This window comes from Pseudomonas sp. (genome assembly GCF_040514055.1).
In the GTDB taxonomy this organism is placed as follows: domain Bacteria; phylum Pseudomonadota; class Gammaproteobacteria; order Pseudomonadales; family Pseudomonadaceae; genus Aquipseudomonas.
This window is the reverse complement of the sequence record NZ_JBEVDL010000070.1, coordinates 41891-58125: the sequence shown is the minus strand read 5'-3', so window position 1 is coordinate 58125 and position 16235 is coordinate 41891. Positions and strand designations below refer to the sequence as shown.

The 16235-nt window shown below is 63.9% G+C and carries 13 protein-coding genes and 1 pseudogene; 6 read left to right on the top strand and 8 right to left on the bottom strand.

Annotated elements, in window-relative coordinates:
• Nucleotides 1–266, bottom strand: a pseudogene (gene glyA, locus ABWY06_RS18450) (serine hydroxymethyltransferase); the annotation flags it as partial.
• Between the two features lie 317 nt (nt 267–583).
• On the opposite strand from glyA, the gene ABWY06_RS18445 reads away from it, so the two are divergent.
• Nucleotides 584–1627: a threonine aldolase family protein gene (locus tag ABWY06_RS18445; protein WP_353927038.1), complete on the top strand. Its 1044-nt coding sequence runs from the start codon at nt 584–586 to the stop codon at nt 1625–1627.
• Between the two features lie 18 nt (nt 1628–1645).
• Here the strand turns inward: ABWY06_RS18445 and ABWY06_RS18440 are convergent, their stop codons facing one another.
• Nucleotides 1646–1942, bottom strand: coding sequence for a cell division protein ZapA (locus tag ABWY06_RS18440; protein WP_353927037.1), 297 nt, complete (start codon nt 1940–1942; stop codon nt 1646–1648).
• A complete protein-coding gene (locus tag ABWY06_RS18435) occupies nt 1939–2169 on the bottom strand; it encodes a hypothetical protein (RefSeq protein ID WP_353927036.1) in 231 nt (76 codons plus the stop codon). Before ABWY06_RS18435 ends, ABWY06_RS18440 begins: the two co-directional genes overlap by 4 nt.
• A gap of 183 nt (nt 2170–2352) precedes the next feature.
• Between ABWY06_RS18435 and ABWY06_RS18430 the strand changes: the two genes are divergently transcribed.
• Nucleotides 2353–2706: an MmcQ/YjbR family DNA-binding protein gene (locus ABWY06_RS18430; RefSeq protein ID WP_353927035.1), complete on the top strand. Its 354-nt coding sequence runs from the start codon at nt 2353–2355 to the stop codon at nt 2704–2706.
• Between the two features lie 122 nt (nt 2707–2828).
• On the top strand, nt 2829–3605 hold the full coding sequence (locus ABWY06_RS18425; RefSeq protein WP_353927034.1) for a substrate-binding periplasmic protein: 777 nt from the start codon (nt 2829–2831) through the stop codon (nt 3603–3605).
• 123 nt (nt 3606–3728) lie between these two features.
• On the opposite strand, the gene ABWY06_RS18420 is transcribed toward ABWY06_RS18425, so the two are convergent.
• A complete protein-coding gene (locus ABWY06_RS18420; protein WP_353927033.1) occupies nt 3729–5216 on the bottom strand; it encodes a M4 family metallopeptidase in 1488 nt (495 codons plus the stop codon).
• Between the two features lie 484 nt (nt 5217–5700).
• Between ABWY06_RS18420 and ABWY06_RS18415 the strand changes: the two genes are divergently transcribed.
• Complete coding sequence (locus ABWY06_RS18415; protein WP_353927032.1) at nt 5701–7701, top strand: neutral/alkaline ceramidase; 2001 nt, start codon at nt 5701–5703, stop codon at nt 7699–7701.
• A gap of 18 nt (nt 7702–7719) precedes the next feature.
• Here ABWY06_RS18415 and ABWY06_RS18410 read toward each other — a convergent pair whose 3' ends face one another.
• Complete coding sequence (locus tag ABWY06_RS18410) at nt 7720–8712, bottom strand: MBL fold metallo-hydrolase (protein ID WP_353927031.1); 993 nt, start codon at nt 8710–8712, stop codon at nt 7720–7722.
• Nucleotides 8713–9044: 332 nt separating this feature from the next.
• Between ABWY06_RS18410 and ABWY06_RS18405 the strand changes: the two genes are divergently transcribed.
• Nucleotides 9045–9770, top strand: a complete 726-nt coding sequence (locus ABWY06_RS18405) for a substrate-binding periplasmic protein (protein ID WP_353927030.1) — start codon at nt 9045–9047, stop codon at nt 9768–9770.
• A gap of 100 nt (nt 9771–9870) precedes the next feature.
• On the opposite strand, the gene gbcB is transcribed toward ABWY06_RS18405, so the two are convergent.
• Nucleotides 9871–10971, bottom strand: a complete 1101-nt coding sequence (gene gbcB, locus ABWY06_RS18400) for a glycine betaine monooxygenase reductase subunit (protein WP_353927029.1) — start codon at nt 10969–10971, stop codon at nt 9871–9873.
• Between the two features lie 338 nt (nt 10972–11309).
• Here gbcB and gbca point away from each other — a divergent pair, with 338 nt between their 5' ends.
• Nucleotides 11310–12602 (top strand): glycine betaine monooxygenase oxygenase subunit, encoded by a 1293-nt coding sequence (gene gbca, locus ABWY06_RS18395; protein WP_353927028.1) that lies wholly within the window; start codon nt 11310–11312, stop codon nt 12600–12602.
• Between the two features lie 572 nt (nt 12603–13174).
• Here gbca and gbdR read toward each other — a convergent pair.
• Complete coding sequence (gene gbdR, locus ABWY06_RS18390) at nt 13175–14272, bottom strand: choline metabolism transcriptional regulator GbdR (RefSeq protein ID WP_353927027.1); 1098 nt, start codon at nt 14270–14272, stop codon at nt 13175–13177.
• Nucleotides 14273–14687: 415 nt separating this feature from the next.
• The gene (locus tag ABWY06_RS18385) at nt 14688–16064 is read right to left on the bottom strand and encodes an L-serine ammonia-lyase (RefSeq protein WP_353927026.1); all 1377 of its coding nucleotides are present in this window, start codon (nt 16062–16064) and stop codon (nt 14688–14690) included.
• Nucleotides 16065–16235 lie beyond the last annotated feature (171 nt).

Below are 16235 nucleotides of genomic sequence, written 5' to 3'. Positions count from 1 at the left end.
TCGGCGCCGAACAGCGCCTTGGCGCGGTCGATCGCCAGCTGCTCGACCACGTCGACGTGTTCGCAGCCACCGTAGTAACGCTTGCCCGGATAACCTTCGGCGTACTTGTTGGTCAGGCCGCTGCCCTGGGCTTCCATCACCCGCTGGCTGGTGTAGTTTTCCGAGGCGATCAGCTCGATATGGTGCTCCTGACGCGCCTCTTCGGCGTTGATCGCCTTCAGCAGTTCGTCGTCATAGCCTTTGATCTGGTCGTTTTTGCTGAACATCTCGGTTCTCCCAGCGGCGGCGGTGGCACGCCTGTTGTGTCGTCGAGGGCCGTGGCCCCTGTGGTTGCGATGGTATGGCCGGCACTGCGCGGTCAGATGCCTATGCACGCCACGGGGGAGTGCGTTTGCGACATCGTTTGGCGTGCACAGACAATAGCCGCAACCACGGCGGTTGCAGCGGACCTGCGGTGGCCGCCGACACACGCAAATGTCGCGCGAGACTAATCGCTGGTCGCCCTTCCTGGCGTACAGTACAGCCAAGTCCGCCACCCGACGCGGGCAGTCCCCTCACCCGCAACGCCTGCACGGAGACCGGCATGACCGATCAGAGTCAACAATTCGCCAGCGACAACTATTCGGGCATCTGTCCGGAAGTCTGGGCCACCATGGCCCTGGCCAACCAGGGCCATGAACGCGCCTACGGCGACGACCAGTGGACCGCCCGGGCCGCCGATCACTTTCGCAAATTGTTCGAAACCGACTGCGAAGTGTTTTTCGCCTTCAACGGCACCGCGGCCAATTCCCTGGCGCTGTCGGCCCTGTGCCAGAGCTACCACAGCGTGATCTGCTCGGAGACTGCCCACGTCGAAACCGACGAATGCGGCGCGCCGGAGTTCTTCTCCAACGGCTCCAAGCTGCTGACCGCGCCGACCGTAGCCGGCAAATTGACCCCGGCGGCCATCCGCGAGATCGCCCTCAAGCGCCAGGACATCCACTACCCGAAACCGCGGGTGGTGACCCTGACCCAGGCCACCGAAGTGGGTACCGCCTACCGCCCCGAGGAACTGCGGGCGATCAGCGAAACCTGTCGGGAACTGGGCCTGCACCTGCACATGGACGGCGCTCGCTTTTCCAATGCCTGCGCCTTCCTCGGCGCCACGCCGGCGGAGCTGACCTGGAAAGCCGGGGTGGACGTGCTGTGTTTCGGCGGCACGAAAAACGGCATGGCGGTGGGGGAGGCCATCCTGTTCTTTAACAAGGCGCTGGCCGAGGACTTCGACTACCGCTGCAAACAGGCCGGCCAGTTGGCCTCGAAAATGCGTTTCCTGTCGGCGCCCTGGGTCGGCCTGCTGCAGGACGATGCCTGGCTGCGCTACGCCCGTCACGCCAACCGCTGCGCCTGCCTGCTGGCCGAACTGGTCAGGGATATCCCGGGCGTCAGCCTGATGTTCCCGGTCGAGGCCAACGGCGTGTTCCTGCAGATGTCGGAGCCCGCCCTGGAAGCCCTGCGCACCCGCGGCTGGCGCTTCTATACCTTTATCGGTGACGGCGGCGCGCGCTTTATGTGCTCCTGGGACACCGAGGAAGAACGGGTGCGCGAACTGGCCGCCGATATCCGCCAGGTGATGGCGGCAAGCTGAGGCTGGCCGCGCGCTGGGTCAGGCCGACCGCAGCGCTTGGGTCAGTCGCTCGACGGTCGCGCAGACCTTCGCGTCGAAGCGCTGCAACTGGGCGTCGTGTTGTTGCTGCAGCTCCACCTGGCGCGAGCACAGGTTAAGCGCGGCCATGACCAGCAAGCGCTCCCCGCTCAATGTCGGGTAGTGCTCGCGCGCCTCGCCCAGGGCGCGATTAAGCAGCCGGGCCGAGGCACCGACCAGTTGCTCCTGGCCCTCGACCAGTTTGATCCGGTATTCGTTGCCCAGGATGCTGATCAACGTGGACGGACTGTCGCTCATGCGGGGCGGGCGACGCCGCTGGCGCGCTCGACCAGCGCCTGGATCCGCGCGGCGGTGGCGCCTTGTTGCTCCTCCTGCTCCAGCAGGCTCAGTTGCAGGGTCTCGTTCTCTTCCTTGACCTGTGCCAGCTCGGCGCCCAGTCGCGTGGCGTCCGCCTGCAGTGCCTGGTTCTGCTGCAGCAGGTCGTTGACCAGTTGTTCCAATTGACCCAGGGATGTTTCCAACATGACGAGCACTCGAGCGTTCTGAACGGGCGCGTACGATAAAGAAAAGCCCCGGGGGAAACCAGGACATTCCGTTGTCATTGACCCTAAAAAGCCCCGTGCCAGAGCGGTTCACACCCTCAGCCAACGCGGCAGCGACCGTGCTGTGGTATAGAAGGTCCCTGAATTCACGCCAGGCCATTGCCCATGACCCTCGACGATGTCAGCCAGTTCTGCCGCGCCTTGCCAGGCTGCGCCGAGCGTTTGGTCGCCAGCCCAGGCAACATCCAGTTGTTCGAGGTGCACGGCAACCAATTCGCCTACTACAAGACCAGCGACCCGGAACGGGGTCGCTTCAGTTTTCGCGTGACGCCTGAGCGCTTTCTCGAGCTGACCGATCAACCGGGTATCAAACCCGCGCGTTATATGCAGCGTTTTCATTGGATCACGGTGGTGGACGTGCAAAGCCTGCCCGACCCGGACCTGCAGGCGCTGATTCAGGGGTCCTACCGCATGGCGGTCGAGCGCCTGAGTAAAAAGCACCAGGCCACGCTGGCCTAGACCTAGCGCTCGCAGGCCCGCAGCTGCCTATACTGCCCAGGTGAGCGCCCACCAGCAGTCGTGGGCGCAGCCAACCTTTGGCGGATCCAGGACGAACCGCGCTTACCACTGCGGAGTCCTGCATGGTGTCGAGATGGATCGGCGCGTGGTTGCTGGTGAGTCTGGGCAGTTTCTGCCAGGCGGCCACACTGACCTTTTGCTACGAAGACAAGGACTCCTTTCCCTGGGTGATGACCGATGGCAGCGGTCTTAACCAGGAGTTGTTGATCCTGGTCGAACAAGCGCTCGGGCTGCGCATCCAGCGCCAGGCCATGCCGTGGAAACGCTGCCTGGCCGGCCTCGAGCAAGGCCATTACGACGGCGCGTTCGCCGCCAGTTTCAAGACCGAGCGTCTCGCCATGGGCGTCTACCCCAGCCTGCCGAACGGCCAGCTGGATGAAAGCCGGCGCTTGCACACCTCGGCATACTCGTTGTACCGCCGGACTGGCACAACGGTGAACTGGAATGGCGAAGCCTTCAGCGGCCTTTCCGGCAAGATCGGCTCGCTCAGCGGCTTTTCCATCGTCGATTTTCTGCTGAGCCACGGTGCCGAAGTCGACGAAACCAGTCGCGACCCCCTGGCGTTGCTCAATATGCTCAAGGGCAAGCGTATCCAAGCCGCCGCGCTGCAAAGCCTGCGCGCGGACTTCGTGCTCAAGGCCCACCCCGAGTTGGCCCTGACGCTGGAAAAACTGCCACAACCGCTGGAAAGCAAGGCCTATTACCTGATGCTGTCGAAAGCCCTGGTACGCGAAAGGCCTGAGTTGGCGCAGCGCCTCTGGAACGAGATCGCCCGCCAGCGCGAGTCGCCCCCCTACCAGCGGATCCTGCAGAACAAACTCGCGCCACCGGCCAGTTGATCCGCGCCACAGCCAATGACCGGTGTGCATTGTTGGAGGCAAAAAAAACCCGCCTCCGGGGAGACGGGTTTCCTTATACAGGCTCAAACCGGAGCTTGACCCTTGCCTCGCTCAAGCGGTGCTTCAGTCCCAGGTCGGGCAGGTAACGCCAACCTGCTTGAAGGCCGCGACCACATCGGCCGAACCCAGGCTGCGGTTCTGCGCCGACTGGATCACCCCGCAGGCGCCCTTGTCGAAGGTGCTGGTCTCGGTCCAGTAGAAGCGGTTGGCGTCGACGAACACCTGGAACGCCTTGCGGGTATTCCAGCCGGTGGTCTTGGCCAGCAGGTAGAACGCCTTGTTGTAGACGCCGCTGGAGTGGTGCACGTCGATACCGTCGTAGTAGTCGGCGGCATGGCCGATGGACTTGCCATCCTTGGTCGGGTCATCCATGTAACGCAGGGAACCGGCACCCTTGAAGATGTCGTAACCGACCTTCCAGTCGTTCTTGTGCTTCATGAAATACTCGGCGGCCTCACCGGCCATGTCCGAGAAGGCTTCATTCATGCCGCCCGACTCGCCCTCGTACACCAGGCCCGAGTGCTGTTCGGTAAAACCGTGGCTGACCTCGTGGGACACCACATCCAAAGCCACCAGCGGGTGGAAGCGTTTGGCACCGTCGCCAAAGGTCATGGCTTCGCCATCCCAGAAGGCGTTCTCGTAGTTCTTGCCGTAATGCACTTTCATATAGAGTTTCTGGCTGATCGGCCGCAGGCCGCCAAACCAGCTTTTGTACATGTCGAACACCACGTTGCCGAAGTAGTGGGCATCGTTGAGCGGCGAGAACGCGCCGTTGACCGCCTTGTAGTCGTTGAACGGGCAGGCGAACTGGAACGCCGTCTTGCTGGCGTTGTTCGAGCTGTTCTTCAGGTCGACGGTGATCACGTCACCGCTGTTCATCCGGCAGTCCTTGGTCACCAGCAAGGGGCCGTAGTCCGTACCGTAGCTGTAGGCGCCGGTCTTGGCGTTACCGCCCGGGCCGGTGGCTTCGGCGTGGTTGAGCCCTTCCCACTGCTGCAGGACCTGACCGTTGTTGGCTTCGATCATCACATGAGGACGCGAGGGCGCCTCGCCGGGAATGAAAAACGACACCACATAGACCAATTGCGCGATGTTCTGCGCATCCAACCGGACCACCAGTTCGGCCTTGTCGTTGAGCGTCTCTACCCCTGCGGCCTTGAGGCTTTTGGCCTGGCTCAGGGCTTGATCAGCGGACAGGGTCGGGGTGGCGCCGGCCACCAGGTCGCTGTCGATATCGGCGACAAAACGTCCGCTGCGCGCGCTGTTCTTCGCCCCGGCGGCCTTCACTTCGGTAATGGCTTCGCCCCAGACCCGCACCCCGTTGTAGAACTGCTGGTAACGGGTAATCACCGCGCCATTGTCCAGGTTGCCGCGGCGTTCGACGGCCAACTCTTCGGCACTGACCCCCAGGGTCGCGTGCAAGTCCGCGGGACCGGCGAGCGAGCGCTGGGCCGGCAGACTGCCGACGTCCACCAGGCTGGCGGCGAATGCGGAAATGGGAAGGGCGAGAGCGGTGAGCAAAAACGATTGCGCTGCAAAATTCCTCTGCATTGAGATGTATCTCCATATTGTTCTAGTAAAGTCGGAGGATCTCTCCGAGACAGCCCCTGCCGCCGGGTAGCGGGCAGAAGCATGCTCACGTCAGCAGGCTCACAGGATGGTGCGTCGCCAGGGCTATGCGTGAAGGCGTAGGTATAGACGTAGTTTTTTCCTTATCAAAAAAACGTCACATACAGCGCCGGGCTCTAGCACGCGGCATTGCGCCGCAAAAACGCCGACAGGAATCGCCCAGCACCAGCAAAGCCGGGTGCTGCAGCGCAGCGTACCGACCTTGGCGGACAGGCCTGAGCCGTCAACCCGAAGGCCGAGGTCCCAACTTTAGGCCTGGCTAAAAGCTGTCCAATTGGTCGAGAACTGACACCCCCATATTTTGGCACTATAGTCTCAATCTGGCCTGGCCTGCCCCGGAAAGCAACACCGCAATGCCCTGTTCAAAGGCCGCGCCCATCCTGTTAACAACCAGAAGGAGCCGTCCGTGAATATCCGTCCCTGCCTGCTGCTGGCCGCCCTGCTCTGGCCCCCCGCGCCGGCGTTGGCCTACTCCGACAACTACCTGATCGGCCGTGGCATCTATGATATTACCGGCCCCGCCGCCGAGGTGAGCCTGTTCGGTTATGCCGCCCTGGACCAGATCGCCAGCGGGATCCACGACCGACAATGGGCGCGGGCCTACATAGTGGCCGACCCGACGACCGGCAACCGGGTGGTGTTCGTCAACATCGACAGCGGCGCGACCTTCCAGGGCGTGACCCAGGGCGTGACCGCGGCGCTCAATCGCCGCTACGGCATGCTCTACAACGAACGCAACCTGGTGATCAGCGCCACCCACACCCATGCCGCGGCGGGCGGACACTCCCACTACGCGCTCTACAACATCACCACCAAGGGTTATATCAAGCAAACCTTCGACGCCCAGGTGAACGGCATAGTCGCTGCCATCGACCGCGCCCACCGCGACCTTGCCCCCGGGCATATCCTGTTCAATCGCGGCGAGCTGTGGGGCGCCAACGCCAACCGCAGCCAGGAGGCTTACTACCGCAACCTCGACGCGGGCCAGTACCCGGATACCGATCCGGAAATGACCGTGCTCAAACTGGTCAAGAATGGCCAAGCGGTGGGCATGATCAGTTGGTTCGCCACCCACGGGGTGTCGTTGCCCAACACCAATACCCTGCTCTCTGGCGACAACAAGGGTTATGCCGAGTACCTGTTCGAAAAACAGGAAGTGGGCAACCGCTATGACGAAAACGCCTTTGTCGCCGCCTTTGCCCAAAGCAATGCCGGCGATATGACCCCCAACCTGCGACTCGACGGCACCGGCCCCGGCGACACACCGGAACAGAGCGTGCGCATGATCGGGCAACGGCAGCACGACCTGGCCCGGCAACTTTTCGACCAGGCCAGCGAGCCGCTCAGCGGACCGATCAACTACCGCCACAAGTACTATGACCTGAGTGCCCAGACGGTCACGGGTGCCTTCACCGAGGACGGCCAGACCCACCGCACCTGTACCGCGGCGCTGGGCTACGGCTTTGCCGCTGGCACCGAGGACGGCCGTGGCCTGGATTTTTTCAAGGAAGGCCAGTTGCAGGGCAACCTCTTCTGGCAGGCCCTGACCGCGGTGCTGACCGCCCCGACCGACGAACAGAAAGCCTGCCACCAGCCACGCGGCTTGCTGCTGGCCCAGGGCAATTTCAAGCCCTATCCCTGGTCACCGGAAGTGTTGCCGGTGTCGATCCTGCGCGTCGGCCAACTGGGGCTGCTGGCGGTGCCGGGTGAGTTCACCATCATGGCCGGGCGCCGCCTGCGCGCCACGGTGGCCAGCGTGCCCGGCACCGGCCTGCGTCATCTGGTGGTGGCCGGCTACAGCAACGCCTACGCCGGTTACGTCACCACCCACGAAGAGTACCGCCTGGGCCATTACGAGGGCGGCTCCACCCATTTCGGACCCTGGACCCTGGCCGCCTATCGCCAGGCGCTGCACGAGCAGGCGGTCAGCCTGGCCAGCGGCGAACCGCTGCCGCGCACCGACGAACCGCGCCCGCGCGACCTCAAGGACCAGCAGATGACCTTGCAGACCGGCGTGGTGCACGACCAGCCGCCGGTGTTCAAGAAGATCGGCGACCCGGTGAGCCAGCCGGCGCTGCGCTACGGCCGCGGGCAAACCGCCCAGGCGGTGTTCTGGGCCGGCCACCCGAAAAATGACCTGCGCACCATGGGCAGCTTTCTCGAGGTGCAGCGCCTGGTGAATGGCCAATGGCTGACCGTCGCCAACGACAACGACTGGTCCACGCGTTTTCGCTGGAAACGCATCGACGGTTTTTGGGGCACGTCACAGGCCACCGTCGAATGGGACATCGACGCCAGCGCAACCGCCGGCACCTATCGCCTGACGCACAGTGGCACGCGCAAGGCGCCCTTCACCTTCGCCCTGCACCCCTATAGCGCGGTCAGTCGCAGTTTCGTCGTCGAATGACCGAGCCCAGGGGCAAGCTCAGGGCAAGGGCGCCGGCAAGGGGATCTGGGCAAAGGGCACCGGCAGCCTGAGCTCGCCGCCTTCAGGCAGGTGGGCCCGGGTCACTGCCAACAGACCCCGCAGGTCCTGCAGCCGCAGGCCCTCGGGTTGGCGTGGGTCGTTGCCGAAAAAATCTTCCCAATGCCCGACCACCGCCAGGCGTGGCCGCAGCCGGTCGAGCAGCACCCGCGGGTACGCCGGAACCTGGTCCCAGGCGCCGGCACAGAGGATCGCCACATCCACTGCCCTACCGTCCGGCAGCTGCGGTGGCAGCCCCAGCGGCGGGGTGCTGGCGGCATCCTGGTAGTGCAGGCGATAACGCACCTCGCCCCGTTCATCGAGCAGATCCACCAGCCAGGCCAGGGTCTGGCCTTCCCGCCAGCCCATGACCGAACGGGGCAACTCGGCCAGGTCGGCCTGGTACTCACCCCCGAGAAATTTCAGGCCCCACAGGTGTGGCGCATGCTCGCTGCGAATGGCCATGGCGCGGACGCGCCGGTTGGGTGAAAACCACCATCGGCCGGGGCGCGATCCGTCCGCCATCAGGGCCTCGGCATCGACGATACGTTCACGCGGGATCGCCGCCGCGAGGATATGGCCCATGGTTTTCGAACCATAGACCTTGGCCTTGGGCGTGTGCCGCAGCAGCACATGGGGCACGTCGAGCAGGTGATCGTAGTGGGCATGGCCGACCAGCAGCATGCTGACGTCCGCGGCCGGCGGCATCAGGCGGTCGATCGTGGCCGGATCGGCTTGCACCGGCAGCGGTGGCAAACCCAGGGTCGCCGGGTTGCTGAACGAGGGGGCGAACAACAGGGCTTCGCCTTGCCAGCGCAGCAAATAGCCGCCCACGCCCAGGTATTGCAGGCTCGGCGAACTCCGCTCAGTCGCCTGGAACAAGGGCAGCTGTGCCGGGTTTTGCGCACAGCCCGCCAACAGCAGCAAGACCAGCATCAGCAGACGTGTTGCCATGATAACTCCCCTGCAAATTCGCCAGTGTGCGGCGCAAGCAACGCATTGTCTGCCGACCCTAGGGCTGGAGGACCACGTCCCTCGCCCCGGGGCTATTCCAGCCGGGCCAGGCGATCGCCAGGTCGCGGCAGATTGGCCGCAAGCCCTGTGTTGATAAGGGATTGAGCTCTGAGCGAGCGGGACACTGGCTTGTGCCCCCTTACCGGCGCCGCCGCGGGCTCGAACAACCGGTCGCAAACATCCCTGATTCCCTGCACTTTTTGCTAGGGTAGCGACAGGCTTGGCCGTTTGCCGTGAAGCCCTGCACTAAAGGATTCCCAATGCGGTGTCGGGTGGTAGCGCTTCTTCTGACTCTCTTCGCCAGCGAGCTGCACGCCAGTGAGGTGCTGATGGCCTTTGGCGAGAAAATCCCACCGTTCTGTTTCCCGGAAACCCGTTCCGGCATCGAGCTGGAGGTGATCGGCGAGGCGTTGGCCTACCGCGGTCATCGGTTGGCACCGCGCTTTTACCCCTTTGCCCGGGTGCCGTTGTCCTTTATCAATGGCGAGGTGGACGCCGCAATGACCGACTTGGGCCAGGACCTGACGCCCTATGGCGCGCATTACGGCGATCCAGCGGTGTTTTATGACAATGTGTTCGTCACGCTGCAGGCCCGCCACCTGCAAATCCGCACCCCTGCCGACCTCGCCGGTCTGCGGGTCATCGCGTTTCAGGGCGCCTCCAAGCGCTATCCGCTATGGCTGGCGCCCGTCATCGCCGCCGGCAATTACCATGAGCAAGCCGATCAGGAGACCCAGGTGCTGGCCCTGGAGAAGGAACGCCATGACGTGGTGCTCAGCGACCGCAGCATTTTCCGCTATTACAGCCTGCGCCTGAAAAACCACCGCGGCTACAGCTTGCGGCCGGTCGAGGAGCATCGTTTCGTGCAACTTGAGCCGAACGATTACCGCCCGGTGTTTCGCAACCAACAGGTGCGCGACGATTTCAATGTGGGACTGCAACAGCTCAAACAGAGCGGGCGCTACCAGGCGATCCACGACAAATACCTGAAGGAGTAGATCTGCCCGGCCCGCCATGCCTGCGTTAGCAGCGATCGACTGGCACGACGCCCGGGCCCCGCAACGCGGTTAGGCGCTGGGCGTTCCCCGTAGGCCGAGGCTAGAAATCAATGCAGACATCGCCCTTGGGCACACTGCAGCACGAGAGGATATACCCCTCGGCCAGGTCGTCGTCGGTGATACCGCCGTTGTGTTCCATGTCCACCTCGCCGGCGGTCTTCATCACCTTGCAGGTGCCGCAAATGCCCATGCCGCAGGCCTTGGGGATATGCAGCCCGAGCTTGGCCGCCGCGGCGTGCACCGTCTCGCCCGGGGCCACGCGGATGCTCTTGCCGGTGCTGCTGAACTCGACTTGGTAGAGGTCGGCCGCATCCAGCACTGGCGCGTCCGCGGCCTGCTCGGCATGCTCGATGGCATCGGCGCGGGCCTCGGGCGGCGTGGCGCCGAAGGACTCCTCGTGGTAACGGCGCATGTCGAAACCGTTCTGTTCCAGCAGCCGCTTGACCGCGGTCATATAGGGGGTCGGGCCGCAGCAAAAAATCTCCCGCGCCATAAAGTCCGGCGCGATCAACTCGAGCATCAGCTGATTCAGGTAACCCCGATAGCCGGCCCAGGCTTCGCCCAGCCCATGCTTTTCGCAGATGATATGCAGGCTGAAGTTGTTGATCCGCGACGCCATATGTTCCAGCTCGCGGTGATAGATCACATCCTTGGGCGAGCGCGCACTGTGCACAAAGACCATGTCGACCGCACCATTGGTGTCGAAAAACCAGCGTGCCATGGACATCACCGGAGTGATACCGACACCACCGCTGAGGTAGAGCACCTTGTCGTTGGGGAAGTCCATGGCATTGAACAGCCCGACCGGGCCATGCACAGCCAGCTCGTCGCCTTCCTTGAGGTTATCGTGCAGCCAGTTGGACACTTTGCCGCCGGGCACCCGCTTGATGGTCAGGGAAAAGCTGTAGGGCACCGAAGGCGAGCTGGAGATGGTGTAGGAGCGCATGATCGGCTGCCCCTCGATCTCCAGCTCCAGGGTCACAAACTGCCCCGGCTTGAAGAAGAACATGATCGGCTGGTCGGCCATGAAACAGAAGGTCCGCACGTCCCAGGTTTCCTGGATCACCTTGACGCAGCGCACCAGGTGGCGGCCGTTGGCCCAGGTCTGGGTGTTGACCGGATTCAGAAAGTTGCTGGACATACTCATCTCCACGGCCGAATGCCGGCCTGCTTGCCAGGGAGTTTGCGCAAGGCCCTGGGTGACCACTTACCTATCTGCGACATCCACATGCTTATCGCGACCGGCCCCGTACCATCAGCCCTGGGGCGTCGGGAACGGATTCGGCCATGTCGCCCAGGGATAAGGCCGTACACGCGCCGGCCGCCACACTCGCTCCAAGCCGGACCCTCGGGGCAGTCTTGCCCCGACGCCATCATCAGCTCCGGCACCAGCGCTGTCGAGCGACCGCGCCCGCCTTGCGTTGCAACCGTATCCGCCACTTTCACCGGCCGCCGCCTGCGGCCCTGAGGATTTAACCGATGGACGTCACTACAACCCTGAGTTTGGGCGATCCGCTGGAGCCTGCACGCAAGGCCACCGCCGACATGCTGCAAAACCGCGAGCGCACCTTTTCGTTGCCGCAGCCGTTCTACAGCGACGAGCGCCTGTTCGATATCGACATGCAGGAGATTTTCCACAAGGAATGGCTGATCGCCGGCATGACCTGCGAGATCCCGGCCAAGGGTAATTACCTGACCCTGCAGATCGGCAAGAACCCGATCATCATCATCCGCGGCGCCGAAGGCGTGGTGCATGCCTTCCACAACGTCTGCCGCCATCGCGGTTCGCGGCTGTGCACCAGCGACAAGGGCAAGGTCGCCAAGCTGGTCTGCCACTACCACCAGTGGACCTACGAACTGGACGGCCGCCTGCTGTTCGCCGGCACCGAGATGGGCGCCGACTTCGACATGAAGCAGTACGGCCTGAAACCGGTGAACGTCAAGACCGCCGGCGGCTACATCTTTATTTCCCTGGCGGAAAACCCGCCGGCCATCGACGAGTTCCTCGCCACCCTGGCGCACTACATGGAACCCTACGACATGGAAAACACCAAGGTGGCGGTGCAGACCACCTTGATGGAAAAGGCCAACTGGAAACTGGTGCTGGAAAACAACCGCGAGTGTTACCACTGCAGCGGCTCGCACCCGGAGTTGCTCAAGACCTTGCTGGAGTGGGACGACGTCACCGACCCACGCGCCGACCAGGCCTTCAAGGATCACGTGGCGGCCTCGGCCGCCGCCTGGGACGCGGAAAAGATCCCCTACGCCCACGCCAGTTTCGGCTTGCGCAACCGCATCGTGCGCATGCCGCTGCTCAAGGGCACGGTGTCCATGACCATGGACGGCCAGCCGGGCTGCAAGAAACTCATGGGGCGGATCCAGAACCCCGACCTGGGCTCCATGCGTATCCTGCACCTGCCGCATTCGTGGAACCACTGCATGGGCGACCACATCATCAATTTCACCGTCTGGCCCCTGGGCGCCCAGGAAACCATGGTCACCACCAAGTGGCTGGTGCACAAGGACGCCGTGGAAGGGGTGGACTACGACGTGGCGCGCATGCGCGAAGTCTGGGACGCCACCAACGACCAGGACCGTCGCCTGGCCGAGGAAAACCAGCGTGGGATCAACTCCACGGCCTACCAGCCGGGGCCCTACTCGAAGACCTATGAGTTCGGCGTGGTCAACTTCGTCGACTGGTACAGCGAGCGCCTGCTGAACAACCTGGGTGCCGAACCGGCCGCCTACCTGCGCGGGATCAAAAGCCAGTAAAAAACCGCCGCCCGCCGTCCCCACCCTGGGGACGGCCTTGCCCCTAGGGGTCTCGGCATGGCTGCCGGTCAGGCGTTATAGTGCGCGCCCAACAGGGCCGGCGCGCACCCGTCCGACAGGATCTGGTTGACGCTCAGCCTCCCCTGAGGCAGACGGGGTCAGGCGTCACTGCGCTGATAACACAGCACGCCAGCGCCCCATGGCCGTTACCGGATCCGCCGGCGAACCTGTTCCTACGCATCGACTACCTGGACGACCAGCAGCGCCGCCTGCCGGATCGAGGGCCGCGAACAACCGGCCAACAGCCAGGACCTGGCCGAGCTCTGCCAGCGCAACCAGAACCCGCTGCTGCGCTGCATCGCCGCCCAAGGCCTGGATCACTTCAGCGTGCTGGACAAGGTCTCGCGGGGCGCGCGGCGCGCCTGGCGTTCAACAATGACGGGATCCCGTTCAAGCTGACGGAGGCAGAGTTTCAACACCCCGCCGCGCAGTCGCGACCAGACCTGCCATACGGCGGTAACGGCGACCGCAACAGCCGCCGGTCTAGCTGAGGCGCCAGCCCTGCCGGCCGCTCAGAGCCTGACGCTGGCGAAGGTCGACTCGTTGCGCGCCTGGCTCAGGGCGGTCAGGGCGCCGGACATCGGTGCCAGGACCAAGGTTTGCGGAATGGGCAGTAACGCCACCTGCTGTGACGTGTTGGAGCCCATGCGCTCGTCGCGCGGCGGAATGCCGAAGTATTCGCGGTAGCATTTGGAAAAATGCGGCGTGGAGACGAAACCGCAGACCGAAGCCACTTCGATAATCGACATAGGCGTTTGCTTGAGCAACTGACGCGCCCGCACCAGGCGCAGCTTCAGGTAATAACGCGACGGCGAGCAGTGCAGGTACTTCTGGAACAGCCGCTCCAGCTGGCGCCGCGACACCGCGACATAAACCGCCAACTCGTCCAGGTCGATCGGCTCTTCCAGATTGGCCTCCATCAGCGCGACGATTTCCTGCAACTTCGGCTGGTTGGTGCCCAGCATATGCTTGAGCGGCACCCGCTGGTGATCCTGCTCGTTGCGGATACGTTCATACACGAACATCTCGGAAATGGCTGCCGACAGTTCACGACCATGCTCGCGGGAAATCACGTGCAGCATCATGTCCAGCGGCGCGGTACCGCCCGAGCTGGTGAAGCGGTTGCGGTCCAGGGTGAACAAGCGCGTGCTCATCACGACCCGTGGAAAGGCCTCCTGCATCGACGCCAGGCACTCCCAGTGTACGCTGCAATCGAAGCCGTCGAGCAGGCCGGCGCACGCCAGGGCCCAGCTGCCAGTACAGACCGCGCCGAGCTTGCGCGATTGCCGCGCCTGGCCCTGCAGCCAGCTGACGTGTTCGCGGGTGACACTGCGCTGGATACCGATGCCACCGCAGACGATCACCATGTCCAGCGCGGGGGCGTTGGCCGCCGACGAGTCCGGGGTGATCTGCAGCCCGTCGCTGGCCCAGACCTGACCGCCGTCGAGGGTCAGGGTGGTCCAGCGGTACAGCTCACGACCGGACAGCTGATTGGCCATGCGCAGCGGCTCGACCGCCGAGGCCAGGGAAATCAGGGTGAAATTGTCCAGCAGCAAAAAGCCGATGGATTGCGGGGCACGGGTTTGGGTTCCGGCATTGAACGGTGACATCGCTATCTCCTCACGCAAAGCAGCTATGGCTGGCCTCAGGCGAGGCTCTTGTTTTTTGATCTTTTTATAATTTTTGCCAGGTGCGTCACGACGCCCACTGCCCGGCACTTGGCAGAGCACAACGCAAATGCCATGCCGAGATTGAACAGTTATTCAATAAAACCTAAAAACGACGCCGCAATGCGTCTAGCCGGCGCGGCGGCGAGGGACCGGGTTAACTGCTCAAGCCTGTCTAGCTCAAGGCCTGCAGCCCCCACTGAGCACTTTGGTAGCACTTTACCGGGATGCCGGCGGCGCCGAAGAAACGACTGTCACCCCAGGCGCGGCGTACCGCTGAAAGATCGCGCCAGGATGACGGCGACTGCGCCAAAAAATGGCGCGGCCGGCAGACAGGAACACAAATCGCGCAACGCGATCAGCACTCGATGGCGCTGACCGCCAGGCCGCCGCGGGAGGTTTCCTTGTATTTGTCGTGCATGTCGGCGCCGGTGTCGCGCATGGTGCGGATCACCCGATCGAGGGAGATGAAGTGTTCGCCGTCGCCGCGCATGGCCATTTGCGCGGCGTTGATCGCCTTGACGGCAGCGATCGCATTGCGCTCGATACAGGGTACCTGGACCAGGCCGCCGACCGGGTCGCAGGTCAAACCCAGGTTGTGTTCCAGACCGATTTCGGCGGCGTTCTCCAACTGCCCGGGCGTGGCCCCGAGGATCTCCGCCAGCCCCGCCGCCGCCATGGCGCAGGCCGACCCGACCTCGCCCTGGCAGCCGACTTCGGCACCGGAGATCGAGGCGTTTTTCTTGCACAAGATACCGATCGCCGCCGCGGCCAGGAAATAATCGGTGACGTCGGCTTCGGTCACCGCCGGGCTGAACCGCACGAAATAATGCAGCACCGCCGGAATGATGCCGGCGGCACCGTTGGTCGGTGCGGTGACCATGCGCCCACCGGCGGCATTTTCCTCATTGACCGCCAGGGCGAACAGGTTGACCCACTCCATGCCACTAAGGGTCGAGCCGATCACATTGGGTTTGCCCAGTTCCTGCAGGCTGCGGTGCAGCTTGGCTGCACGCCGCTTGACGTTGAGCCCGCCGGGCAGGATGCCCTCGTGGCGCAGGCCGTTGTCCACGCAGTCGCGCATGGCCTGCCAGAGGCGCATCAGGCCCTGGCGGATTTCGCTTTCGCTGCGCCAGGCCTTTTCGTTGGCCATCATCAGTTGCGACACCCGCAAGCCGTGGACCCGGCACAGTTCGAGCAACTCGGCGGCGCTGGAAAACTCGTAGGGCAGCTGCGTATTGTCCTGATCCAAGGCACCGCTGGCCGCCTGGGCCGCATCGACCACAAAACCGCCGCCAATGGAGTAATAGGTGTCCTGGTGCAGTTCACCGCGGGTGCCTTCGGCGATCAGGGTCATGGCATTGGGGTGGTACGGCAGGTTTTCTTCCAGCATCAGCAGGTCCCGCGCCCAGTCGAACGGCACCTCGACTTCGCCGCCCAACACCAGGCTGGCGCTGGCCCGCAGGTCGGCGATACGCGACGCGATCGACGCCGGATCGATGCTGTCGGGCCATTCCCCCATCAGCCCCATCAGCACGGCGTTGTCACTGCCATGGCCGACCCCGGTGGCCGACAGCGAACCATAGAGGCGCACCTCGACCCGCCGCACCTGCGACAACAGCCCGGCAGTGCGCAGGGCCTCGACGAACAAGCCCGCGGCCCGCATTGGCCCCACCGTGTGCGAACTGGAAGGTCCGATACCGATCTTGAACAGGTCGAACACGCTGATGGCCATGGTTGCTCCGCGGGTGGGCGGGGGCGACAAGCCCCCGCTGACAGGGTCCGGCATACCCGGACCGGCGATGGCCCATCTTCGGCCTTTGTCGCGGCGCGGCGGGGCCCCACACCGACTTGTCCATGCTTACAAGCGTCGTCCCGGTCCAGGCTGGAGCCAGCTAAAATGACT